This is a genomic window from Gaoshiqia sp. US2, assembly GCF_059705485.1.
Window position 1 is genome coordinate 5,489,778 of sequence record NZ_AP048550.1, and the last position, 23,090, is coordinate 5,512,867.

19 protein-coding genes, 1 tRNA gene and 1 pseudogene are annotated in these 23,090 nt (G+C 46.7%); 15 read left to right on the forward strand and 6 right to left on the reverse strand.

Features of this window, described 5'->3' with window-relative positions; all coding sequences use genetic code 11:
• Positions 1-22: 22 nt before the first annotated feature.
• From lpxD to AC6H3C_RS22140, 9 genes are all read left to right on the forward strand, one after another.
• Positions 23-1,069 carry a UDP-3-O-(3-hydroxymyristoyl)glucosamine N-acyltransferase gene (gene lpxD / locus AC6H3C_RS22100; protein ID WP_497517716.1) on the forward strand — a complete coding sequence of 349 codons (1,047 nt, stop codon included), beginning with the start codon at positions 23-25 and terminating at the stop codon, positions 1,067-1,069.
• Positions 1,070-1,089: 20 nt separating this feature from the next.
• Positions 1,090-2,481, forward strand: coding sequence for a bifunctional UDP-3-O-[3-hydroxymyristoyl] N-acetylglucosamine deacetylase/3-hydroxyacyl-ACP dehydratase (locus tag AC6H3C_RS22105; protein ID WP_497517717.1), 1,392 nt, complete (start codon positions 1,090-1,092; stop codon positions 2,479-2,481).
• Between the two features lie 18 nt (positions 2,482-2,499).
• Positions 2,500-3,282, forward strand: coding sequence for an acyl-ACP--UDP-N-acetylglucosamine O-acyltransferase (lpxA, locus tag AC6H3C_RS22110; protein WP_497517718.1), 783 nt, complete (start codon positions 2,500-2,502; stop codon positions 3,280-3,282).
• Between the two features lie 108 nt (positions 3,283-3,390).
• The gene (locus AC6H3C_RS22115) at positions 3,391-3,873 is read left to right on the forward strand and encodes a hypothetical protein (protein WP_497517719.1); all 483 of its coding nucleotides are present in this window, start codon (positions 3,391-3,393) and stop codon (positions 3,871-3,873) included.
• Between the two features lie 128 nt (positions 3,874-4,001).
• Positions 4,002-5,015 (forward strand): GntR family transcriptional regulator, encoded by a 1,014-nt coding sequence (locus AC6H3C_RS22120; RefSeq protein WP_497517720.1) that lies wholly within the window; start codon positions 4,002-4,004, stop codon positions 5,013-5,015.
• A gap of 46 nt (positions 5,016-5,061) precedes the next feature.
• Positions 5,062-6,327, forward strand: a complete 1,266-nt coding sequence (locus AC6H3C_RS22125) for an MFS transporter (protein WP_497517721.1) — start codon at positions 5,062-5,064, stop codon at positions 6,325-6,327.
• Positions 6,328-6,338: 11 nt separating this feature from the next.
• Positions 6,339-7,508, forward strand: coding sequence for a uroporphyrinogen decarboxylase family protein (locus tag AC6H3C_RS22130; protein ID WP_497517722.1), 1,170 nt, complete (start codon positions 6,339-6,341; stop codon positions 7,506-7,508).
• Between the two features lie 11 nt (positions 7,509-7,519).
• Positions 7,520-9,073 carry a 3-keto-alpha-glucoside-1,2-lyase-like domain-containing protein gene (locus tag AC6H3C_RS22135; protein ID WP_497517723.1) on the forward strand — a complete coding sequence of 518 codons (1,554 nt, stop codon included), beginning with the start codon at positions 7,520-7,522 and terminating at the stop codon, positions 9,071-9,073.
• A gap of 46 nt (positions 9,074-9,119) precedes the next feature.
• Positions 9,120-10,547: a Gfo/Idh/MocA family protein gene (locus tag AC6H3C_RS22140; RefSeq protein WP_497517724.1), complete on the forward strand. Its 1,428-nt coding sequence runs from the start codon at positions 9,120-9,122 to the stop codon at positions 10,545-10,547.
• Positions 10,548-10,576: 29 nt separating this feature from the next.
• Here AC6H3C_RS22140 and AC6H3C_RS22145 read toward each other — a convergent pair whose 3' ends face one another.
• Both AC6H3C_RS22145 and AC6H3C_RS22150 read right to left on the reverse strand, forming a co-directional pair.
• The gene (locus AC6H3C_RS22145; RefSeq protein WP_497517725.1) at positions 10,577-11,290 is read right to left on the reverse strand and encodes a hypothetical protein; all 714 of its coding nucleotides are present in this window, start codon (positions 11,288-11,290) and stop codon (positions 10,577-10,579) included.
• Positions 11,291-11,497: 207 nt separating this feature from the next.
• On the reverse strand, positions 11,498-12,382 hold the full coding sequence (locus tag AC6H3C_RS22150; protein WP_497517726.1) for a carbohydrate kinase family protein: 885 nt from the start codon (positions 12,380-12,382) through the stop codon (positions 11,498-11,500).
• A 230-nt stretch (positions 12,383-12,612) separates the two neighbouring features.
• Here AC6H3C_RS22150 and AC6H3C_RS22155 point away from each other — a divergent pair, with 230 nt between their 5' ends.
• Positions 12,613-13,047, forward strand: coding sequence for a DUF4372 domain-containing protein (locus tag AC6H3C_RS22155; RefSeq protein ID WP_497517727.1), 435 nt, complete (start codon positions 12,613-12,615; stop codon positions 13,045-13,047).
• Positions 13,048-13,057: 10 nt separating this feature from the next.
• Positions 13,058-13,369 (forward strand): annotated as a pseudogene (locus AC6H3C_RS22160) (transposase); the annotation flags it as partial.
• Positions 13,370-13,423: 54 nt separating this feature from the next.
• On the opposite strand, the gene AC6H3C_RS22165 reads toward AC6H3C_RS22160, so the two are convergent.
• Both AC6H3C_RS22165 and AC6H3C_RS22170 read right to left on the reverse strand, forming a co-directional pair.
• Positions 13,424-13,496 (reverse strand) — tRNA-Gln (locus tag AC6H3C_RS22165).
• Between the two features lie 154 nt (positions 13,497-13,650).
• Positions 13,651-14,175 carry a HEAT-like fold family protein gene (locus AC6H3C_RS22170; protein ID WP_497517728.1) on the reverse strand — a complete coding sequence of 175 codons (525 nt, stop codon included), beginning with the start codon at positions 14,173-14,175 and terminating at the stop codon, positions 13,651-13,653.
• A 57-nt stretch (positions 14,176-14,232) separates the two neighbouring features.
• Here AC6H3C_RS22170 and AC6H3C_RS22175 point away from each other — a divergent pair, with 57 nt between their 5' ends.
• Positions 14,233-14,649: a (deoxy)nucleoside triphosphate pyrophosphohydrolase gene (locus AC6H3C_RS22175; RefSeq protein WP_497517729.1), complete on the forward strand. Its 417-nt coding sequence runs from the start codon at positions 14,233-14,235 to the stop codon at positions 14,647-14,649.
• Here AC6H3C_RS22175 and AC6H3C_RS22180 read toward each other — a convergent pair.
• A complete protein-coding gene (locus AC6H3C_RS22180; protein ID WP_497517730.1) occupies positions 14,614-15,123 on the reverse strand; it encodes a hypothetical protein in 510 nt (169 codons plus the stop codon). The two genes, AC6H3C_RS22175 and AC6H3C_RS22180, sit on opposite strands and share 36 nt — an antisense overlap.
• Positions 15,124-15,239: 116 nt before the next feature.
• Positions 15,240-17,399, reverse strand: a complete 2,160-nt coding sequence (locus AC6H3C_RS22185) for a glycoside hydrolase family 3 N-terminal domain-containing protein (protein ID WP_497517731.1) — start codon at positions 17,397-17,399, stop codon at positions 15,240-15,242.
• Between the two features lie 142 nt (positions 17,400-17,541).
• On the opposite strand from AC6H3C_RS22185, the gene AC6H3C_RS22190 reads away from it, so the two are divergent.
• The 3 genes from AC6H3C_RS22190 (at position 17,542) to AC6H3C_RS22200 (ending at position 22,897) form a co-directional block, all read left to right on the forward strand.
• Positions 17,542-18,222 carry an RNA polymerase sigma factor gene (locus AC6H3C_RS22190; RefSeq protein WP_497517732.1) on the forward strand — a complete coding sequence of 227 codons (681 nt, stop codon included), beginning with the start codon at positions 17,542-17,544 and terminating at the stop codon, positions 18,220-18,222.
• Between the two features lie 155 nt (positions 18,223-18,377).
• A complete protein-coding gene (locus AC6H3C_RS22195; protein ID WP_497517733.1) occupies positions 18,378-19,544 on the forward strand; it encodes a FecR family protein in 1,167 nt (388 codons plus the stop codon).
• 68 nt (positions 19,545-19,612) lie between these two features.
• A complete protein-coding gene (locus tag AC6H3C_RS22200; protein ID WP_497517734.1) occupies positions 19,613-22,897 on the forward strand; it encodes a SusC/RagA family TonB-linked outer membrane protein in 3,285 nt (1,094 codons plus the stop codon).
• Positions 22,898-23,090 lie beyond the last annotated feature (193 nt).

Below are 23,090 nucleotides of genomic sequence, written 5' to 3' on the forward strand. Positions count from 1 at the left end.
GCACGGCGCCAAGAAAATTTATATGGAATTTAAAGCAGTTAATATCGCTGATTTTCTGAATGGTACAGTTGAAGGCGATGAACATATTAGCGTGAGCAATGTTTCAAAAATTGAGGATGGAATACCGGGAACCTTAGCTTTTCTGGCGAATCCCAAGTATGAGAAATACATCTATCAAACCAAAGCCTCGATTGTTTTGGTTCGTAAAGATTTTGTGGCTGAACAGCCGGTACCCTGCACCCTAATCCGGGTCGACGACCCCTACCAGGCGATGGCTTCCTTACTGGAGTTGTACCAGCAAACAAAAATTCAAAAACAAGGCATTGAACAACCTTCGTTTATCGATCCATCAGCAACGGTCGGCCAGAAAATTTATCTCGGCGCTTTTGCGTATATCGGTTCGAACAGCCAAATCGGCGACCAGGTAAAAATTTACCCGCAGGTTTTTATCGGGCAAAACGTGAAAATCGGCGACAATACGATAATTTATGCCGGCGCCAAAATCTACGACGACACCGTGATCGGCTCCAATTGCATCATTCATGCCGGAGCAGTGATCGGATCCGATGGTTTTGGCTTTGCCCCAACCGGGGACGGATCGTATAAAAAGATACAACAGGTCGGGAATGTCATTCTCGAAGACGATGTTGAAGTAGGCGCCAACACCACCATCGATTGCTCGACCATGGGGTCGACCATCATTCGCAAAGGGGTGAAACTGGACAACCTGATCCAGATCGGACACAATTGCGAAATTGGTGAAAATACGGTTATGGCCGCCCTGACCGGTATTGCCGGATCAACAAAAGTCGGAAAAAATTGTATGTTTGCAGGGCAGGTTGGCATTGCCGGCCACCTTTTAATTGGCGACAACGTGAAAATCGGCGCTATGGCAGGGGTTAGCAACAACATTAAAGCGGGAAAAACCGTTTTAGGCGCACCGGCTATGGATCACGAAAAAGCGGTAAAAGCATTTGTGGTTTACCGGCGGTTACCCGAGATGCGCGACCAGTTAATTGAATTGCAAAAAGAGATGAAAACCTTGAAAACAAAATTGAACGAAGAATAGCTTCGGATAAACAAGATCGGATGACAGTAAAACAAAAAACGTTAGCCGGGGAATTCACCTTGAGCGGAAAAGGCTTACATACCAGCTGCCTGGTAAAAGCTGTTTTTAAACCCGCCCCCGAAAATCACGGAATAAAGTTTAAACGTATTGACCTGCCGGATCAACCCATTCTTGAAGCCGACGCTTCGCTGGTGGTTGACACCTCGCGCGGTACGGTCATTGCCAAAGGCGAAGCACGGTTGAGCACGATAGAACATGCACTGGCCGCCCTGATCGGGATGGATCTGGATAATGTGCTGATTGAAGTGGATAATCAGGAAATGCCCATCCTCGATGGAAGCGCCCGCTATTATGTGGAAGAAATTGAAAAAACCGGACTGGTTGAACAGGATGCTGAACGGGAATATTTGATCATCAAAGAAAAACTTGTTTACAAAGATCCCCGCACCGGCTCCGAGATCATTGCCCTCCCCGACGATGATTACCGGCTGAATGTATTGATCTCATTCAACTCGAGCGTATTAAACAACCAGTTTGCCTCGCTCGACCAAATCGAACACTTTAAAACAGAAATTGCAACCTGCCGGACGTTCGTATTCCTGCGCGAGCTGGAGTTTCTGCTTCAAAATAACCTGGTGAAAGGCGGCGATCTGGACAATGCCATTGTGATTATCGACCGGAAAGTGGGACAGGACGAACTGGACCGCCTGGCCGACCTGTTTAACCACAAGCGTGTTGAGGTGAGCGAAAGCCAGGGTATCCTGAATAATCTGGACCTTCAGTTCGATAACGAATGCGCCCGCCATAAGCTGCTCGATGTGATTGGCGACCTGAGCCTTGCCGGTATGCGAATCAAAGGGCGCATTATCGCGACCAAGCCCGGGCACACGGTGAATACCGAATTTGCCAAGCTGCTGAAAAAGGAAATTCTGAGTCAGAAAGCAAAAAATGCCATTCCATTTTACGATCCTAACCAGGAACCGATCCTGGATATTAACGGGATCAAAAGATGCCTGCCTCACCGTTACCCTTTTTTGCTGGTCGATAAAATTACGGAGATCGGCGAAAACTATATCGTTGGCGTTAAAAATGTAACAGCAAACGAACCCTTTTTTCTGGGTCATTTCCCTGACGAACCGGTCATGCCGGGTGTGTTGCTGATTGAAGCCATGGCGCAGTGCGGCGGCCTTTACGTGTTACACAGCCGGACCGAGAAATATTCAACCTACTTTATCCGTGTTGATAATGTCAAGTTCCGCAAGAAAGTAGTTCCCGGCGATACCATTATCTTTAAGCTCGAATTGACAGCACCCATCCGAAGAGGCATCGCCAATATGCGGGGTTTGTGCTTTGTAGGCCAAACCATTGTTGCCGAGGGTGAATTTATGGCCCAAATAGTAAAATCAGAATAAGAAGAAAACAATTATAAGATGAAACAACCACTAGCTTATGTACATCCTGAATCTCAAGTAGCAGACAATGTAGTGATTGAACCATTTGTTACGATCGATAAGGATGTTGTTATCGGAGAAGGTACCCGTATTGGCTCAAATGCCACTATCCTGCCCGGTACCCGTATTGGCAAAAATTGCCGAATTTTTCCGGGAGCCGTCATCGGGGGTATACCGCAGGATTTAAAATTCAAAGGAGAATACAGTACGGTTGAAATCGGAGACAATACCACCATCCGCGAATGTGTAACCATCAACCGGGGAACCATTGCCCGCGGAAAAACAGTTGTTGGCAACAATTGCCTCATTATGGCTTATGTTCATGTTGCTCACGACTGTCTCGTTGGCAACAATGTGATTTTAGTGAACAGCACACAGCTGGCCGGCGAAGTGATTATCGACGACTGGGCCATTATCGGCGGCATGAGCGCCGTACACCAGTTTGTACGCATCGGCACGCACGTGATGCTTTCGGGCGGTTCGCTTGTGCGAAAAGATGTTCCCCCGTTTATCAAAGCCGGCCGCGAACCCTTGTCGTATGTCGGAATTAACTCGATTGGCTTACGAAGAAGGAACTTCAACAATGATAAAATCCGCGAAGTACAGGACATTTATCGCTATATCTACCAGAAAGGGCTGAATACAACCCAGGCCATCGAAATTATTGAAGCAGAAATGCCGGCTACCCCGGAACGCGATGAAATTCTGCTTTTCGTGAAAGATTCAAAACGCGGCATTATTCGCGGTTATTTCCCTGATTAATAACAGTTTTTACCTCATACAGACAGAAGCCGGACCCTTAAATCCGGTTTTTTTTTCAACATTATCGATCAACTGTTGTTTCTAACAGGAAATAAAAAAATCAGAAAAATGAAACTGGCTATTCTTATCATGCTTTTGTCTTTTGCCCGGCTGACCTATGCACAGGACATCCATCGCCCCGGCGGACACGAGCATCACCGGCATCATATCGGACTGGGAGCAGGCGCAACAAGCATTTTCAACGAAAAAAACCTTGTTCCCGGTATCCATGTCCATTATTATTACCGCTTAACCGAACACAGTCCGGTATCGATTGGCCTGGGCTATGAATCCATTCTGGATGACCACACGCACAATACGCTGACCAGCCTGGTCAACTACGAGCTGATTGAAGGCCTCTCCCTTAGCGCCGGCCCCGGTCTTACCTTTGCAAAAGAAGAAGGGAAAACACACACCGGCCTGTCCGGACACCTGGAGTTACTTTACGAGTTCCGCCTGGGCGAATTTCACCTCGGCCCCATGATTGGCCTTGGCATCGACCGCGAAGATTCTCACGCATCGGTCGGCATTCATTTCGGGTTCGGATTTTAAGGCGGGAAAAAGTTATCGCGTAATTTATACCGGTTTTAAACTACTGTTCTACCTGATCGATTCTATTATACCGTTAATCTATTAGCAAGCAATGCATTGTATATTTGATGGTAGAATAGAATGGAATTATGCCTGACATCTTTGAATTTATTCTTTCGGAACAGCAGCGCAACCGGTCAAAACGAGACGGAATTGTAGCCGGTATTTTGGCTGCTATTGACGCGAATGCGATCGGGAAGGGAGATCCGCTTCCTTCGGTCAATAAGCTGATCCAAAAGCTCGGTCTTGCCCGGATGACGGTTGTTAAAGCGCTAAACATCCTGAAAGAACGGGGAATTATTGTCGCCGAGGACAAAGTTGGCTATTACGTAAAAGACGTCAATGTAAAACGCGAACTGAAAGTTTTCCTGTTCCTGACCGGATTCTACTCGTACCACGAAACCTTGTACAATCGGCTGATTGAAGGCGTTAACGATCCGGATATTACCATCGATCTGTACTTTCACCACTGTAACCCCGGGATTTTTAAATCTGTTCTGCTTGAAAACCTGGGCTCCTATGGTTTGTATGTGATTACCGGCTTCGACGATCCCCGGGTAAAAGCGCTGCTATCGCGTGTACCTCCGAAAAAACTATTGCAGATTATTCGGCCTCCCCTATTGGACGGCGTTTCGGCGATCAGCCAGGATTTTTATACAGGCCTTAAAAAATCGTTGGAAAAGCTGAAAACTCATCTGGCTAAATACGAGCGATTTATCCTGGTTTTTCCTCCGGGGAAAGGGCATCCCGCGGAAATAAAGCTTGCATTTACGGAATTCTGCACCGAAAACAACATCACTCACCGGGTTGAACCCAGGTTAACCCGCGATTTGGTTTCAAAAGCCTGCGCGTTTTGGGTGATCGAGGACCGCGATTTGATTTCGCTGATCAAAACAGGAGAAGAAACGGGACTTCGTCTCGGGAGCGAACTGGGCATACTTTCGTATAACGAAACACCCATGAAAGAGATCATCCGGAACGGGATCACAGTGGTGAGCGCCGATTTTGCCAAAATGGGTGAATCCATTTCGCGGTTCATAAACAAGCCGGTAAAAACCACCGAATTATTTAATCCGGAGGTCATTATCCGGAATTCGTTATAACTCAATCATCAAAACCGACAAAATAACCGAACCGAACAAAACTGAAATGAAAAAAACGCCAACCAACTTTCGCTGGGTCATCCTGTCCCTGCTTTTCATGGCTACCACCATCCTCTACATCGACCGCTCGGCGCTGGGCATTCTGGCTCCCGACCTGCAAAAAAGCATTGGCTGGTCGGAAGAGCAATACGGTATCATCAACAGCGTGTTCATGATCGCCTATGCCATTTGTTTTATCCTGATGGGAAAGATCATCGACAGAATCGGCACCCGGAAAGGATACCTTCTGTCGATCGGGATTTGGAGCCTGGCCACCCTAGGGCACGCGCTTTCCCGCTCGTGGGTCGGTTTTGCCGTGGCGCGTTTCAGCCTGGCCATCGGGCAGTCCGGAAATTTTCCCTCGGCCATAAAAGCGGTGGCCGAATGGTTTCCGAAGAAAGACCGCGCGCTCGCCGTCGGTATTTTCAACGGGGGGGCCAACATGGGGACCATCCTTTCGCCGCTCATCATCCCGGCGCTTGTACTCAGTTTCGACAACTGGCGGGTGGGTTTCCTCTGGACGTTCCCAATCAGTCTGATCTGGGCGCTGCTCTGGCTAAAATATTTCCGGAGGCCCGAACAAAGCCCGCGGGTTTCGAAAGCAGAACTTCAGTATATAAATTCAGACAGCGGCCAGGAGGAAAACAACGAACGCGTGGGCTGGAAAGACATTCTCCCGCACCGCGGCGCCTGGGCAATTGCCCTTGCCAAATTTATGGCCGACCCCATCTGGTGGTTTTACCTGTTCTGGGGTGCAAAATTCCTGAACGAAAGATTCGGCGTCAACCTGAAAGATATCGGCCTGCCGTTTTTCACCATTTACCTGGCTTCGTGGGCAATTGGTATTTTTCTGGGCTGGCTGTCGTCTAAATTCCTGAAAATGGGCCTCGGCCTTAACAAAGGACGGAAGCTGGGCCTGCTGGCCTGCGGTTTGGTTGCCGTCCCGGTGATGATGGTCCCGCACACTTCCCACTTGTGGGTGGCCGTCGGTTTGATTGCCCTGGCCGCCGGGGGGCATTGCGGCTGGTCGGCCAATGTTTTCAGTCTGATGTCGGATATTTTTCCGAAGAAAGCAACCGGATCGATCGCTGGCTTTGGAGGTTTTGCCGGGGCCGTTGGTGGCGCCATCGTGGCTTTTGGCGTTGGAAAAATACTTCAGCATGTTGGCACCGACGGGTATGCCATCCCCTTTGCCGTAGCAGGTTGCGGGTATCTGATCGCTTTACTGATTGTCCACCTGCTGGTACCGAAAATTGAATCTGTTCATATTTAAAAATCCGACCGATGAATAGCCGCGAACGAATCCTCAAAAGTATAAACCATCAGGAACCCGACCGGGTTCCGTACGATTTGGCCGGTACAACCGTAACCGCCATTACAAAAAATGCCTATCTGCGGGCCATGCAACACCGTGGGCTGTCGTGCGAAATTGGCGACGACGAGATCGATCCAATCCAACAGATCATCACGCCGGGTGAAGAAAACCTGCGCTTACTGAAATCGGATACGCGCCGCGTGGGCGCCAAACGGATCCCCGATTACCGGAACGCCCGGCGGATTTCGGCCGACATCACCGAGGTGACCGACTTTTATGGCTGCAACTGGCGATACGAGAAAGGGAAAGATATTTATTTCAACCTGATTTCGTCGCCCATCGGGAATGCAGAGACGCTTTCGGGATCACTGCATTTGTTGCCGCGACCCGATTGGGATACTTATGTCTCCATTCTTCGGAAATACCTTGACGAACAAATTGTAAACGTTGGCGATTTTTGTGGTATCGCCGACCGGAATACCGCCGGGCTGACCGAAAACAGCCTTCGCATCCGGGATTACGAAAACTGGTATCTCGACACCATGCTCGACCCGGCAGGTGTTGAAGCCTTGTTCGACATCATCGTGGAAGATAAAATCCGTTACTGGGATGCAGTTATCGACTGGGCCGTTGAAACGGGCAACGAACACAAAATACAACTGATCTCCGAAAGCGACGACCTGGGCTCGCAAAGCGCCACCATCATCGACCCGGATACCCTGCGGCAAATGGTCATCCCACGGTTTAAGACCATTTTTTCGCATGTAAAAAAACGCCTGCCTCATGTGAAAATATTTATGCACAGTTGCGGCGCCATCCGCGAAATCCTCCCCGACCTGATCGATGCCGGACTCGACATCCTGAACCCGGTGCAGTTTACCGCAACAGGAATGGATTTAGTTGGCCTGAAACGCGACTTTGGCGATGTACTCACCTTCTGGGGCGGCGGAGTCGACACCCAATCGACCCTGAACAACGGTTCGCCGCAGCAGGTAGCCGACGAGGTGAAACGGATTATCGACATCATGGCACCCGGCGGCGGGTTTGTTTTTGCGCCGGTACACAATGTCCAGGACGACGTTTCGCCCGAAAACTTCTGGGCCATGTGGGATACCCTTCAGGAATACGGAAAATATTAAATCGATACCAAATGAAATCACTGATTGGCTTTTTAATCTTATTTCTGGCCGGCATGGCCTGCACAACCACAAACCATAAAAAGGAACTGAAGAACCCGGTTTTTGTGTTCAACAATGCGTTTAACAAGCAGGAAATCGCGCCCATGTCATTTCCAGAACAGGCTTTATTGCTGAAAGAACTGGGGTTTGACGGCATGGAGCATCGCGAAACTTCCGGAATCATGGAGTTAAACGGAGCCCTTCAAAAGCAGGGATTAAAAATTTATGCCGATTATCTGAAAATAGACATCGACCAGCCGGAGCCCTACCTGCCCGAATGGAAAGAAGTCATTCCCCAACTGAAGGGAACGGGAATGATACTTTGGTGCCATATTCATTCCCAAAAATTCAAGCCGTCGGATGAAGCTGCCGATGAGTTGGTTGTTCCTGTTTTACAGGAGCTGGCTGACCTGGCGAAGCCGTACGGAGTCCGGATTGCTGTATATCATCATGTGAATTTTCTGGCCGAAAAAGCGGAGGATTCGTATCGTCTGGCACAAAAAACAAACCGCGACAATGTCGGTTCAGTCTTCAACCTCTGCCACTTCCTGAAAACCGACACGGAAGAAAACCTCGCGAACGTGATCGACCTCGTGCTGCCAAAACTTTTTGCCGTATCCGTCTCGGGCGCCGACGGCGGCGACACCCGACAGATGGATTGGGACCAACTCATACAACCGCTGGGCGAAGGTACGTTTGATGTTTACCGCGTCGTTGAATACCTGGCCGATAAAGGATACCGGGGCCTTATCGGCATCCAGTGTTACCAGCTGAAAGGATCGCCGGAGGATTATTTGAGAAAAAGCAGCAAAGCCTGGAAAAACTTCAGACAAAAATATGCGACTCCTTTAAACGCGTTGAGTGCCGAAGAACAAAAGGAGGGCTGGCAACTTTTATTCGATGGCGAATCAACCAGTCAATGGCGGGGTATCAACCAGGACACCTTCCCCGAAACAGGATGGAAAATTGAAACCGGAGAACTGATCGCCAACGGCCGGGGAGGTGCTGAATCAGGAAGCGAAGGCGATATTATTACCAAAAAGAAGTATGGCCATTTTACCCTGAAATGGGAATGGAAGATGACGACCAAAGGAGGGAACAGCGGCCTCAAATATTATGTGCATGAAGGTATCGGCAACCATAAAGCTTATGGATACGGGCTGGAGTACCAAATTCTGGACGATCGGAACCACGCCTGGATGCTGGAAGGGAAAATGCAGCCCAACGATTATCATACCGTCGGTTCGTTATACGAAATTTATCCGGCTTCTCCCAATAAACGCCCAAGCCCGCTGGGTTTATGGAACGAAAGTATGATCGTGAGCCGCGATAACCAGGTGGAGCATTGGCTGAACGGTAAAAAAATACTCGAATATGAACGTGGAAGCGAGGATTTCAAGGCCAGAATTGCCGAAAGCAAATTCAAAGAGATCGAAGGCTTCGGAGTCTGGCCGGAAGGGCATGTACTGTTACAGGACCACGGCAGTATCGTTCATTTCAGAAACATCAAGATCAAAGAATGGTAAGCATTCAATAAAACAGCAACCGACAATTAAGCGAATAAGAAAGACCATGAAAAGACGAAATTTTATCAAAACAACTGCCATGGGAAACCTGGGCATCCTGACGGCCCCGACCATTCTCACCGGAAACGGGTGGAAAGGCGCCAACGACCGGGTTCATGTGGCGGTGATCGGAATCCGCGGAATGGGACAAAGCCATATTCAGTCCTATCAGCAACTAAAAAATGTTGAAGTGAGCGCCCTGTGCGACATCGACACGAATCTTTTCGCCGGGAGGGTGAAAAAACATTACACCGACAAAGGCCTGCGCGAACCGAAGTTATACCAGGACTTACGAAAATTATACGAGGACAAGGATATTGATGCGGTTTCGGTGGTAACGCCCAACCACTGGCACGCACTGGCTTCTATCTGGGCTATCCAGGCCGAAAAACATGTTTCGGTTGAAAAGCCCTGCTGCCACAACCTGTATGAAGGGCAAAAGCTGGTGGAAGCAGCGCGAAAATACAAGGTGATCGTGCAGGACGGGGCCGAACAGCGCAGCAACCCCTGCGCGCTTGGCATGGCCGAATACCTGCACTCGGGTAAATTAGGTGAAGTGTACCTGGCTAAAGGGATGTGTTACAAGTGGCGGGATTCGATCGGTAAATACCCGGACGGGCCTGTGAATGAACAGGAAAAATTTGCATTGACTGTTGGAAGCGCCGACTATGAGCCGGCATACACCCGCGAATACCTGAAAAATGTGGATTATAACCTATGGCAAGGGCCGGCAGCCGAAAAACCCTTTAACCGGAACCGCTTTCATTACAACTGGCATTGGAACTGGGAATACGGCAACGGCGATATGGGCAACCAGGGCGTTCACGAGGTCGACATTGCACGCTGGGGACTGAACGTGAAACTTCCGGTAAAGATTACCTCGGTGGGCGGCCATTTCATGTTCGATGATGCCCAGAACACTCCGAACCAACTCATGACCCTGTTTGAATTTCCGGCAAACAAGACCGGCGGCGACCAAAAGAAAATTCTTCAGTTTGAAGTTCGGCACTGGATGACTAACTCCGAAGGATTTACCAGGCCTGTTGAAGAAAAAAACAATACGTATATGACCAGCGCCACAAATAATATAGGAAACCTGTTCTACGGATCGGAAGGATACATGAGTAAAAACGTGAACGACTGGCAGGTTTATAAAGGGAAGAACGCCGAATTGACCGACACGGGTGACGGACTTGGAAACCACTACGAAAACTTTATCCGGGCCATTCGGGCTAATGATCAGGCGCTGGCTAAAGCGGATATTGAGGAGGGGTTTTACAGTTGCGCGCTCATTCATCTCGGAAATATTGCATACCGGCTGGGACGAACATTGGAATTTGATCCGTCAACCTTGAAGTTTAAAAACGACACCGAGGCCAACACCTTGCTTACCAGAGATTACCGGGCGCCTTTTATCGTTCCCGATAAGGTTTAGGCGGGTTTAGCTGATTTTGAAGATGGTTTTTATTCGGGCAATTCCTGGTCTAAAAGCAAAAGTTCTTCTTCTTCAATCCGTTTTTGCGGATGAGGTTTTGGTTTTATCGTGGCTATGGTCAGGGCAAGCACTTCATCCAGGTTACTCCGGGCCATATCGCCAATGGCCTTTTTATTGGCCTCGTAAGAGGGTCCGCGTGCCAGCAACCCGCTTAATACAGTGCGTTCTGAATGATAGGCTGTTTTTGTTACATCGCGGGCCAGCATCATTCCTTCCCGGTTATAAATATCGAGATGGGTTTTACAATAGACATGATAAATTGCCGTCCGGGTTTTATTGCCGTCCGAGTCTTCCTCCACAATCACTTCCGATTGCCAGAATCCGGATTCAAAAAGGTTAAACACCAAGGCATAATCTGCGCCGGTCGCCCGCATCTGTTCCGTCAGTTGATCAACGATAAACCCGCGCGGAAGAAGGCTGTCCCTACTCAGCTCAATATTACCCGCGTTAGGCAACGAGGTCTCCATCGCGGTAAAATAATCGCGGCACATTTCGGCCAGCACTTCCTTCCTCTTTTTGTTTAAAATGAATCCAGCCGGGACCAATTCGCAATGATCAACAATCAGGACAGAAGCCGGACGACGTTCAGCATCTTCCAGCCGCTCGTGAGACTGACCGGTCAGCTCCTGAGCCGCCAGCTGATTAAAGCCGATCAGCAAAAAAAGAATCAACAGGTATCGCATACGCCTTACATTGAGTTTATACTGATGAATAATTATTCAACCTTCAGCTTATACGAACCCGCCTGTGGGTAGTTTCGGTTTTTCCGACGCCGGTATTTTCGGGCGCTGATCCTGCTTGGTTTCCGGGTTTATCAGTTCCTGGCTATTCCCAAATCGATTTTAGTTGATGCGCTTCCGGTTTTTCAATGCCAGGATCTCCCCGGTTGTTTAATAAAGATGGTCAATGTCTTCCCGGTGATATTCAGGCATGGCTCCGTGTACGGTACAAACAAAAGCCGAAAGTTTTACTGCTGTTTCGTGCATTTCGTCAATGGTATCGCCATTTAGCAAACCTGATACGATGGCGGCAGTAAACGAATCGCCTGCGCCGACCGTATCGGCCACCTTTACCGAAGGCGTTTTTTTAAAGCTTGTTTGATTGGCAGAGTACAGGTAGCTCCCGTTTGTTCCGCAAGTCAATACCAGCAGTTTTAACTGATAAGCGGCGATCAGCTTCCGGCAGATTTCTTCCTGTGTGCCGGATAAAGCAAACGTGGCGGCAACGGTCTCCAGTTCTTCGTCATTTATTTTGAGGACATTACACAGGTCTAATGAATCTTTGATTAATTGTTCAGAGTAAAAGTGTTGCCGCAGGTTGATGTCGAACACTTTATATGCCTGTTCAGACGTCATTTTAACAAATTGCCGGATGGTGTCGCGCGAAACTTCGCCGCGTTGGGCCAGTGATCCAAAACAAACCGCCGAAGCCTTTCCGGCGATATCTTTCCACTCCGGTTTCATCCGGATAAAATCCCAGGCCACCGGTTCGCATATTTCATATTGGGGAACTCCCTGCCCGCTTAACGTAACCAGCACGGTGCTTGTCGGGTATTCGGTTTTCTGAACATCGTAGTTTATTTTCAAGTACTCCAGCAAGCCGATCAGTTCAGTTCCAAGATCATCTTTCCCAACCGCGCTGATGGCCATACTTTCCATACCGAGTTTTGCTACATGATAGGCAAAATTGACAGGCGCCCCGCCAATCTTTTTCTGGCCGGGGAGAACGTCCCACAACAGTTCCCCAATTCCGACGACCAATGATTTTTGCTTCATTTCAGTTATTTTCATTTTTTTCCAAAATCAACACCAAATTTACTCATTTATGCGTGGATGGCAGACTCAGTGTCAGATTTGGCGAGATCATATCATCCATCATAAGGAGTCGGTAGTGTCTCGTTAAAATATTAAAACGTTCTTTGAAAAAATTGATAATCATTTATTTGCAAGGCTTCTTGTAGCGTGACGATTTCAATTGACTTCCTTCGGGTTTAAAATTGTAAAAAATGAACCAGGGAAAGTTTGTATTTGCTCAGATTACCGAGTTTTTGCCGCACAGGATATTTGACCGTATCGTCCAGAAGCACAATGGGAACAAACATATCCGAACATTTACCTGTTGGAACCGGATGCGATGTATCGTTTTTGGCCAACTTACCAATCGGGATAGTCTTCGGGACTTAATTGTTGCCATTGATGCACACAAGGCGAAATCCTATCATTTGGGACTTGGTTCAAACGTTGCTCTTTCAACCCATACAAAAGCAAACATCCGAAGGAACTACAAGATATATGAAGAATTCGCCTGCCATCTGATTGATTATGCCCGCAGGGTTTGTGTATGCTCAGATTTTGAGGTAAAAGCCGATGGCAATGTTTATGCTTTTGATTCCACAACAATTGATCTTTGTTTAAGCGCTCTGGTGGGCCGAGTTCCGTAAAACAAAAGGAGATATAAAAATGCACACCCTCTATGATGTTAAAACTCAGATACCAAGTTTCATTTACATCATCGCGGCTTCTGTTAATGATGTTAATACAATGGATCAAATTCCCTATGAAAAAGGTAGTTATTACATCTTTGACAGAGGTTATAACGACTTTGAACGGCTTTGCAAAATCCAAATGACTGAAGCTTATTTTGCTCTTAGGGCAAGGGATAACCTCAGATTCAATAGAATGTATTCTCAGAAGGTTGATAAGGATGGGATTAAATGTGACCAAACAGGAACCTTTATAAATGGATCCGCACCTTCGAGGTGACAGACATGCACGGCGCACAACAAAAAAGCCCGCAAAAACTTGCAGGCTTTCGAGTTGACCCGCCAGGGCTCGAACCTGGACTCTTCTGAACCAAAATCAGACGTGTTGCCAATTACACCACGGGTCAATCATTCATGTCCTTTTTGTAAAGACAGGTGCAAAAGTATAAAATTTTTCAAATCACAAAACGATTTCATTTGAATTTTTTAGCAAAACAACGCCAAACTACCGACATACCTCTGATTATCAAATCAAAAAAATCTCCTAAAAAATATTGTGACCTATTGCCTGCAACGATAGAGTTTCACAAGCAAATTCTTTCCCCGCGCTTTGATCCCCGCCGTGGGATGCAACTCAATTTCATGTTCAATGAGTTGAATCAGCTCCGGTTTGAGTTCAGACTCTATTTCAGATATTTCATACAAGATTTGCATTGCATGTACGCGAACAGCAACCGGATAAGCCGAATCGGTGAACACCTTCAGGCAAAAGTTAAACAGAAAATCAAGCTCTGTTTCGGGTATCGGGTTCTGACTGACGATTTTTAGAAAATGCCTTAGTTTGCTTAGGTTTTTTGTTGTTTTCAGCGACCGGATCAGCTCAGGAAGAAACGGACGCACCAATCCGGGACTCTGTTCCGCGATTTTATCCACCATCCATGCCGCTCGCCAATATTCCTTTCGGGAATCATCGCAGGCAACCTGCAATAAAGCCGGCAGATTTTCCGGATACCGGGAGAAATGCTGAATGTAAAAATTCAGGTTCTCCCAGGAATGGGTCATAGCGGCAATTTCTTCTTTTGTCATAGGCACAAATTCATCCTAAAAATATATTTTTATGCCCAATCACAAAAATAGACGGGAATGATTGATGTTTGTTGCGCCTTAATTTTTCAACAGGGTTTGTTGTTGGCAGTCCAACGGGGAAATGGCCATAATCATCCGTTTCAGTGGGAATTTCCGGGCGGCAAGCTCGAAGCCGGAGAAAGCCTGACAGATTGTATTATCCGGGAAATAAAGGAAGAACTGCAACTCGATATTCAGCCGTTAAAGCAACTCGGCTATACGGAACATCAGTATCCGGACAAATTAATCCGCCTGATCCCTTTTGTTTGCAAGCCCGTATCGAACCGGCTACAGCTCACCGAACACATTCAACACAAATGGATAAAAACGAACGAACTGGACTCACTAAACTGGCAGGAGGCAGATCAATGGCTGATCGAACAAAACAAAACCGAAATATTAGATTGGTTTCGGGAAAATGACGACAAAAGCTGAAAAGATTACTGCCCAGCCGAGAATTGAAATCACCATATAGGCAAATACATTTTTTCTCCCGGCATAATATTTATTTAACAGGAATGCGCCAACGGGGATACTCAGCAGGATTGGCGTTGTGACAATGATACCCCACATTCCGTATTTTGTCCGTAGTTTCACGAAACGGCGTAACCGCTTACTGAAAACCGGTTTTTCACGGCTCCTTTTTTTCTCCTGTAACGCAAAAAGATCAATACGGGTATAGCGTTTTAGAACACCATAAACGGTTTCGCGATGTTTCTGATAAAAGTTGATTAACGCCCCGCTCAGGTAATAGAAAAAAACAAATCCGGTGATACCTCCAACAGTGACTGCCACCAACGCATGCGAATACTTAAGACCAATTAACAACGCGTAAGGGAAGGTAAGAAAATACTTCACGGTAGCCAGCAAATAAACATGTAATAATTTCAAAATAACAATAACACTCATACAATTCCTCCAACCTGATGAAATTACAGAACGCAAAGTTCCGAAAAATGTTTTACATCATCCGATATAAATACATTTTTTTGAATCTTTTAACTTTTATTTCGTTTATTGAGGAATTACCTAACTTGAATTGAGGCACTTAACTTCCCGTTTAAAGCATCGCCTCCAACCGTGATCTGATAGATTCCGTCGTAAACTTTCCATTCCTGACAGGATTCATCCCATTTTGCCAATTCGTCTACCTGAACGGAAAAGTCAACAATCGCCTGATCGCCGGGCAGAACTGTCACTTTTGTAAAATTCTTCAACTCTTTTAGTGGCATCCGGTCCAAATCAGGATAGCTTATAAAAACGGGCACAGCTTCTTTTGCGGTCATGGTTCCCGCATTATTAACAGTCACCGAAAACCGGATGGTATCGCCTGCCTTGTACTTCTTCTGAGGCTTTTCTCTCCAGCTGTACATAAAATCGACATAACTTAGGCCATACCCAAACGGATAGTATACATCGCCATCAAAATAACGGTAAGTACGACCGGCCATATCATAGCTTTCGTAATCAGGCAATTGATCGAGCGACTTATAAAACGTTAAGGGCAACCGTCCTGAAGGAGCTGTTTCTCCGAATAAAATGTCAGCCAGGGCATTTCCACCCTGTTCACCCGGATACCAGGCCAGAATAACCGCATCCGAATAGGGTTCAATCCGGGAAAGATTAACTGCGCTTCCCGCGGTAACAACGGTGATCACAGGCCGGTTATGCGATTCACGCAGCTTTTTGAGGAAAGCCACATGGGCTGCCGGAATATCCAGATGTTTTTTATCTCCGCCATTTTCGGCTAAAAAGGCATCGCCTTCTTCACCTTCCATCACCGGGGTTAAGCCAATCACGACAATGGTTGCGTCGCTCATACCCGAAGCCCAGATGCCTCCGAAACGAACCGTATCCGTATCGTTGCAACCCAAATCGTACTGTACGGCCACCGAGGGACCCGCTGCTTTGGAGATTCCCTCGACAAAAGTGACCAGCTCGGACGAAACCCCGTGATAATTGGCCAGCAAAGCATCCAGGCTCCCCGAATTGGCTCCGGTGACCAACAGACTGCTGTATTCTTCACGGTTCAAGGGAAGGATCTGCTTGTCGTTTTTCAGCAACACCATGCTTTCAGCCGCGGCTCTTCTGGCCAGGGCAACATGTTCGGGCGAGCGGACATCTTTTTCTCCCAGTTTGGCAAAAGGTATCCGATCCTGAGGATCGTAAAATCCAAGTTTAAACTGTGTTTTCAGGTTCGCCGCCAGCGCATAGTCAATCTCTTTTTCTGTAATCAGTTTTTGTTCCAGGGCCTGCATCAAATCATCCTGCAAAAGATTCGAGCAATCCAGGTTGATGCCTGTTTTTATGGCTTCGGCAGCAACCACCACCGAATTGGGCAATGCTTTATGCCTGAGCCAGATATCTTCGAGCGCCCAGCAATCGGTCACCACGTGGCCCTTAAAGCCCCACTCTCCTCTCAGGATATCACGAATTAGGGTGGGACTGGTGCAACAGGGTTCGTCGTTCAGCCGGTTATATCCGCACATCACCGACTCCACACCAGCCTCAACCATCGCTTTAAAAGCCGGGAGATAGGTTTCCCGCAAATCTTTCTCATCAACCAGGGCATTAAAAAAATGACGGTTGTATTCGGGTCCGCTGTGTGCGGCAAAATGTTTGGCGCAGGCCGACGCTTTCAGATAAGCCGGGTCGTTTCCCTGGATTCCCTTGATAAATGCAACTCCCATGCGGGATGTCAGGTACGGATCTTCCCCGTAGGTTTCCTGTCCCCTTCCCCACCGCGGGTCGCGAAAAATATTCACGTTGGGCGACCAGAATGTCAGTCCGAGGTACTGCACACGTCGGTTCCTGGCTACCGCCATGTTGTATTTCGCCCGGGCTTCAGTCGAAATAACATCAGCCACATCATTCACCAACCGGTCGTCGAAAGTAGCGGCCAGGGCAACCGCCTGGGGAAACACGGTGGCTTCGCCGGCACGGGCCACACCATGTAAAGCTTCATTCCACCAGTTGTAGGCAGGGATATCCAGACGCGGAACTCCCTGATTGTTATATCCTAATAAGGAAATTTTCTCAGCCGTTGTTAATTCGCCCAACAAGGCAGCAACACGCTCATCGATATTCAAATTAACATTCCTGAATTTCTGAGACTGAGCTTTTGCCTGAACAGTAAAAAAACTGAACCCGACGGTCACTAAAATTATCCGGAGAATTGTCTTCATCTGTTTATAATGATATAAGCGTTTGTATGATCGCAATCTGAAAAAATTTACCTGCTTTTTTACCATCGGTTTCCGGGATCAGTTATGCCGGATAAATTAATTCAGCCAACGGTGTTTGCGCACACAAATATATCATTTATCTTTGAAAATATTAAATCACGGAAAAAGGGGCGTTAAGTTTATGGTCAAAGAAACCAATCATGAATATCTCCTGTGGAAAAGGATCAGGTCCGGGGATACCCGGGCATTTCATGAGCTTTACCTGCTTTATGCCGACATTCTTTTTTCATTCGGGACGATATTCACCAAAGATCAGGAACTGATAAAAGACTGTATTCACGACCTCATTTTTGATCTGTTCAAGTATCGCAGGAATTTAGCGGATACCGATAATGTTCGCAACTACCTGTTCAAATCGTTAAAACGAAAAATACAAACTTCGGCTCACCGGAAACTGGAATTAGTTTATCTGGTCAATCTGCCCAAGGATATTGATCAGGAAACAGCAGATGAGGAACCGGGGACAACGGACGAGGAAATCAGGAATATGACAAAAATTACACGGGCCATAAAACAGCTCCCCGAAAGACAACAGGAAATTTTGAATCTTCGCTTTCAACTCGACTTATCTTATTCCGAAATTGCCCAGATTTTGGATATTTCGGTTGAGTCGGCCCGCACTTCCGTCTACCGGTCAATTAAAACGATCAGGGAACAATTTGATATCCGAAGTATTTCGCTTTTTTTGTTTTTCAGAAAGAAGGAGATTTTTGCGACAGGCAGTTCTGATGAATTTCAAAAACCTGAACTTCTTTTTACCTGACAGAAGCTTATAAATGAATAGGAAATCATATTTTTAGAGGTTGAAAACACACTTTACAAAGGATAAAAAGACATGTATGAAAATGATCATACTTTTTGACAACTGCCAGGAATGATCGGATACATACCGGGCAATCCGTTAAACAGAGCATTGACATGAAGCAAAACGATTATACTCCTAAAGCCGAAGACATTCTGACCGGAGACCAGCTGCCGTTTGATCCGGAAAGCGGCAACATTCCGTTTGATTCGGATCAGGAGCTTAAGCTGGCCAGAAACATTGTCAGAGCAACAAGGTCTGCAAAAATCTCCTTTGATCCGGGTCAGAACGCCTTGTTAGATCTACGCATCATGGAAAGTATCAGGCAGGCTAAAAGAAAAAGATACATTGCCTGGATGAGTTCGGCTGCAGCAGTACTGTTACTTGTCAGTCTGACAACATTTTACTTCACAACCGGCCAATCAGCCATTCGAAAACATGCACAGTCAGCCGAAAACTTATTAGCTACGGAATATACCACCCTGGTTTTATCGAGTCAACACGAGCTTCAGATTGTTTCGCAGGAATCGCAGATTGAATACTCTCCCGATGGAAAAGCGATCAGCATTGAAGCGCAAAACAACCGGCAGCAGGCATCGGTTGACGACCAGGCTGTTTTTAACACCTTGATTGTGCCCTACGGAAAAAGAAGCCGGATCACTTTGCCCGACAACACCGTTGTTTGGCTGAACTCCGGCTCGAAATTAACTTATCCGGTAACATTTAGCCGGGAAAAACGGGAAGTGTATCTGGACGGAGAAGCTCTGTTTAAAGTAAGCCGCGATGAAAGTCGTCCGTTTTTTGCATTAACAAATAAGCTTGACGTTAAAGTATTGGGAACCGTATTTAATCTTTCGGCCTACAGCGACGACAATACCGTAAAAACAACCCTCGAAAGCGGATCGGTTGAGCTCTGGTTTAACCCAAATTTAGTTGGCTTAAAAACCAAAGAACAAATGATGCCCGGCCAGTTAGCCATTTACGATCCGTTAGAAAAAACGATTGCTCAAACAAAAGTCAATACGAAAAATTTTACGTCGTGGAAAGACGGTTATGTGGTTTTTGAAAAGAGCACGCTTGGAAGTATCGCAAAAAGATTATCACGCTATTATAATGTGAAAATCGAGTTTGAAAATCAGGAACTGGCAAACAAAACCTTTTCGGGCAACCTGGACTTACGCGATTCGGCCATCAAGGTACTGGAGCTCATTTCCGAAATGATACCGATTGATCTTGTCTGGGATGGTTCAGTTATTACAATTAAAGAGCAAGATCGTTCATAGCCATTGATTTTCAATTTAAATTTTCCGTCATTGTAAGGAATTTGTTGCGTTTCGGGCACTTGTGGAATATGAAGAAAAAGGGATTATATCTGTTATTCCTGTTGATGTCTGTTGTCGTTGACTCAAATGCTCAAAACAACAGACTGACGGCTCACCTGAGGCAAGTTAGCCTGAGCCAGGTGTTTGAATTGATACAGCAACAAACCGAATTCATTATCTTCTACAATGACGATCAGGTCAATCCGGATAAAAAAGTTTCAATTGATGCTGAGGACCTTCCGGTTGAGCAGGTCCTGAACCAGGCGCTGAAAGGTCTGGGTTTACATTATAAAATATTCGACCGGCAAATTATCATCATTGAAGACAAGAAAAACAATTCTTTGAACAACAGCCGTCAAACTCCCGCTGATTTATCGGCCGAAAGGCGAATTGAAGGAAAAGTAACTGATGAAAACGGGAATCCACTCTTCGGCGTGTCGGTATTTGTTAAAAACACAAATATCGGGGTGATTACTGATCCTCAGGGGTACTATACGCTGAATGTACCACCGCATATCACCGTTCTCGATTATTCGTATGTCGGGATGAAAACAGTAGAAGTGAACCTGGAAGAAAAGTCAGAAATCAATGTGACACTTGTTCCCGATGACTTTGGAGTTGAAGAGATTATTGTTTCGGCCTTAGGCATCCCGCGCGAGGAAAAGTCGCTTACTTATGCCACGCAAACCCTTAGTTCGGATGAAATTGCCAATAACCGGGATTTCAGCTTTGTGACTAGTTTGTCCGGTAAGATATCCGGGATTGAAATCAGTAAAAGCGCTGCCGGCGCCGGCGGTTCATCAAAAGTACTGCTCCGGGGAAATAAATCGTTAAGTTCATCCAGCGCCCCCTTGTTTGTGATCGACGGGATTCCGATGGCTAACTACAAAAGCGGGCAAATCGGGCTCTTTGGCGGAACAGACCAGGGAGACGGCCTTTCTCAGATAAACACCGATGATATTGAAAGCATTACCATTCTGAAAGGAGCCAATGCAGCAGCTTTATACGGAAGTCAGGGCGCGAACGGGGTGATCCTGATCACTACCAAAAAAGGAGGAGAAGGACCGCTAAAAATCAACCTGAGTTCCAGCCTCAGTTTTGAGTCTATCCAGAAAACGCCTGATTTGCAGTTTGACTACGGAAGTGTTGACGGGGCAAAGGAAAGCTGGTCGTATACCAAAGGAAACTATCCCCGGAATTATGTGAAAGATTTTTTTCAAACCGGCAAAAACCTGACGAATACCATCAGCATCAGCGGGGGTGGTAAAAATTCGACTGCCTATTTTTTAGCATCCAACACCTCATTCAACGGCATTATCCCCGAAAACCGCTATCAAAAAACAAATCTGACCTTCAGGCAATCGATCAAACTCATGGACGAACGCATGAATCTTGGTTCGAACATCATGTTGACAAACGAGGTGACCGAAAATAAAAATGTTGCGGGATACTACCTGAATCCACTTACCGGCTTGTACCTGTTTCCCCGGGACCGGTCGTTCTCCGGCTATGCCGAAAATTACCAGGTTTTTGATTCCGACCGGAATATGTACCTGCAGAATTGGTTTGTCAGCGATCATTTCCAATCGAACCCCTACTGGATTATTCACAACGAGAAAAAGGAAGATTTAACAAAGAGGATGATTGGCAGCCTGTTCGTCAATTATACCTTTAGCCCCGGCCTGAAACTTAAGCTGCGCGGAAACTACGATTATGCTGTAAGATCGTACGAAGAAAAGCACAAAGCCGGCTCAAATCCGACCAATGCCCATGAAAACGGCAGGTGGAAATATGAAAAAGTATCGGATGAGCTCATTTATGCCGATGCCATTCTGACACACCATACGCAATTGGGAAAGATCAGCCTGAACTCGGTATTTGGAACAAGTTACCAGAAAAGCACTTTCGGATTGGGAATAAGCGTAGATACCGATACCGACGGATTAAAATACCCCAATGAGTTTAGCTTTCAGAATATTGCCGGCCAGGTGCTGGTTTCTTCGGTTCTGGGGAGCAGAATCATCAAAGAAGCCGTTTTCGGAAATGTCCAGATCGGGTTCAGCGAAAAAGTCTTTTTAGACCTTTCGGGGCGTAACGACTGGGCCTCGAGCCTGTACGGCACCGGAAACGAATCCTATTTCTATCCGTCAGCAGGCATTTCCGCACTTATCAGCGAACTGTTCAACCTGCCCGAATTTATCAACTTTGGAAAGATCAGAACCTCATTTTCGATGGTTGGCAACGAAGTTCCGTTTAACAGCGTCAGCCCAAACCACACGATTACAAAAACCGGCGTGGAATTCAACACCGTCATGCCTTTCTCCAACCTCAAGCCCGAAATGATCCGCAGTTTTGAAATCGGAACAAACTGGAAGTTATTCCGCGGACTAATCGGTTTTGATTTTACCTATTACAAGATCAGCAGCCGCGATCAGTTTATCTCGTTGCCGGCGCTCTCCGGATCAGGATACACAAGCTTCTATGTGAATGTCGGCGAAATTACGAACTCGGGGACCGAGCTCTCGCTCAGCGCCAAACCAATCCATAAGCAAAATTTTAACTGGCTGTCGGTTGTCAACTTCTCGGATAACCGGAACCGCATTGTTTCGCTCCACCCCGATCTGACGAACCCCATTGTTTTGTCCGATACCGAAGGTTATCAGCTCATCATCAAAGAAGGCGGATCGTTTGGCGATATGTATGTGCACAAATTCTTACGCGACGATCAGGGACGGATCAAATTAAATGCAAACGGAACGATTCCTAAATCAGAGGAAAAAGAATACATTGGCAATTCAAATCCACGCTGGAGCATGGGCCTCACAAATCGCTTTCGGTATAAGAACCTTTCATTCGAGTTTCTTGTAAACGGAAAGTTTGGCGGCAAAGTGATCGGCCAGACCGAGGCGATGCTCGACGGCTACGGGGTAAGCCAGCGGTCGGCGATTGCCCGCGACCGGGGAGGCGTTGCCATCGATGCCGTTTTGCCCGATGGAACAGCGGTTTCGCAAATAGATGCCAAATTATATTACACCACCGTTGGCGACCGCGATGGAATCAAAGAACCTTACACCTATAGCCGGTCAAATATTCGTCTCTCCCAGTTGGCGCTTTCGCATCGCTGGTCCCCGGCCGATGCATGGATTAAACAGATTGATTTTTCGTTTGTAGCCCAAAATCTGTTTTTCGTATACAAAGACGCGCCCTTTGACCCGGAGATCACTCTCAATACCCTTACCAAGGATCAGGCCATCGACGTTTTTACAAACCCTCCAACCCGAACATTTGGTTTCAGTTTTAAAATACAGTTCTAAAATTTCTCATTCTGCCTCAAAAAAATCATCCCGAATCTTAAAATTTAAAACACTGCATATCAAATCATTAATTCGGATCATTACAATCCGGCTAATTTTTTTTGCAAAAAAGTTAATTTTTGAGTCTATGCTTTTCTGAAATCTCTCTTATGGTCCTTACACAAGCAGTTGAATGGATGCTGCATTTTAAACC

What these genes read in the sequence shown, in the direction of transcription:
- lpxD (WP_497517716.1), top strand. Translation starts at nt 23, where the DNA reads ATGGAATTTAAAGCAGTTAATATCGCTGATTTTCTGAATGGTACAGTT.
- AC6H3C_RS22105 (WP_497517717.1), top strand. Translation starts at nt 1,090, where the DNA reads ATGACAGTAAAACAAAAAACGTTAGCCGGGGAATTCACCTTGAGCGGA.
- lpxA (WP_497517718.1), top strand. Translation starts at nt 2,500, where the DNA reads ATGAAACAACCACTAGCTTATGTACATCCTGAATCTCAAGTAGCAGAC.
- AC6H3C_RS22115 (WP_497517719.1), top strand. Translation starts at nt 3,391, where the DNA reads ATGAAACTGGCTATTCTTATCATGCTTTTGTCTTTTGCCCGGCTGACC.
- AC6H3C_RS22120 (WP_497517720.1), top strand. Translation starts at nt 4,002, where the DNA reads ATGCCTGACATCTTTGAATTTATTCTTTCGGAACAGCAGCGCAACCGG.
- AC6H3C_RS22125 (WP_497517721.1), top strand. Translation starts at nt 5,062, where the DNA reads ATGAAAAAAACGCCAACCAACTTTCGCTGGGTCATCCTGTCCCTGCTT.
- AC6H3C_RS22130 (WP_497517722.1), top strand. Translation starts at nt 6,339, where the DNA reads ATGAATAGCCGCGAACGAATCCTCAAAAGTATAAACCATCAGGAACCC.
- AC6H3C_RS22135 (WP_497517723.1), top strand. Translation starts at nt 7,520, where the DNA reads ATGAAATCACTGATTGGCTTTTTAATCTTATTTCTGGCCGGCATGGCC.
- AC6H3C_RS22140 (WP_497517724.1), top strand. Translation starts at nt 9,120, where the DNA reads ATGAAAAGACGAAATTTTATCAAAACAACTGCCATGGGAAACCTGGGC.
- AC6H3C_RS22145 (WP_497517725.1), bottom strand. Translation starts at nt 11,290, where the DNA reads ATGCGATACCTGTTGATTCTTTTTTTGCTGATCGGCTTTAATCAGCTG.
- AC6H3C_RS22150 (WP_497517726.1), bottom strand. Translation starts at nt 12,382, where the DNA reads ATGAAGCAAAAATCATTGGTCGTCGGAATTGGGGAACTGTTGTGGGAC.
- AC6H3C_RS22155 (WP_497517727.1), top strand. Translation starts at nt 12,613, where the DNA reads ATGAACCAGGGAAAGTTTGTATTTGCTCAGATTACCGAGTTTTTGCCG.
- AC6H3C_RS22170 (WP_497517728.1), bottom strand. Translation starts at nt 14,175, where the DNA reads ATGACAAAAGAAGAAATTGCCGCTATGACCCATTCCTGGGAGAACCTG.
- AC6H3C_RS22175 (WP_497517729.1), top strand. Translation starts at nt 14,233, where the DNA reads ATGATTGATGTTTGTTGCGCCTTAATTTTTCAACAGGGTTTGTTGTTG.
- AC6H3C_RS22180 (WP_497517730.1), bottom strand. Translation starts at nt 15,123, where the DNA reads ATGAGTGTTATTGTTATTTTGAAATTATTACATGTTTATTTGCTGGCT.
- AC6H3C_RS22185 (WP_497517731.1), bottom strand. Translation starts at nt 17,399, where the DNA reads ATGAAGACAATTCTCCGGATAATTTTAGTGACCGTCGGGTTCAGTTTT.
- AC6H3C_RS22195 (WP_497517733.1), top strand. Translation starts at nt 18,378, where the DNA reads ATGAAGCAAAACGATTATACTCCTAAAGCCGAAGACATTCTGACCGGA.
- AC6H3C_RS22200 (WP_497517734.1), top strand. Translation starts at nt 19,613, where the DNA reads ATGAAGAAAAAGGGATTATATCTGTTATTCCTGTTGATGTCTGTTGTC.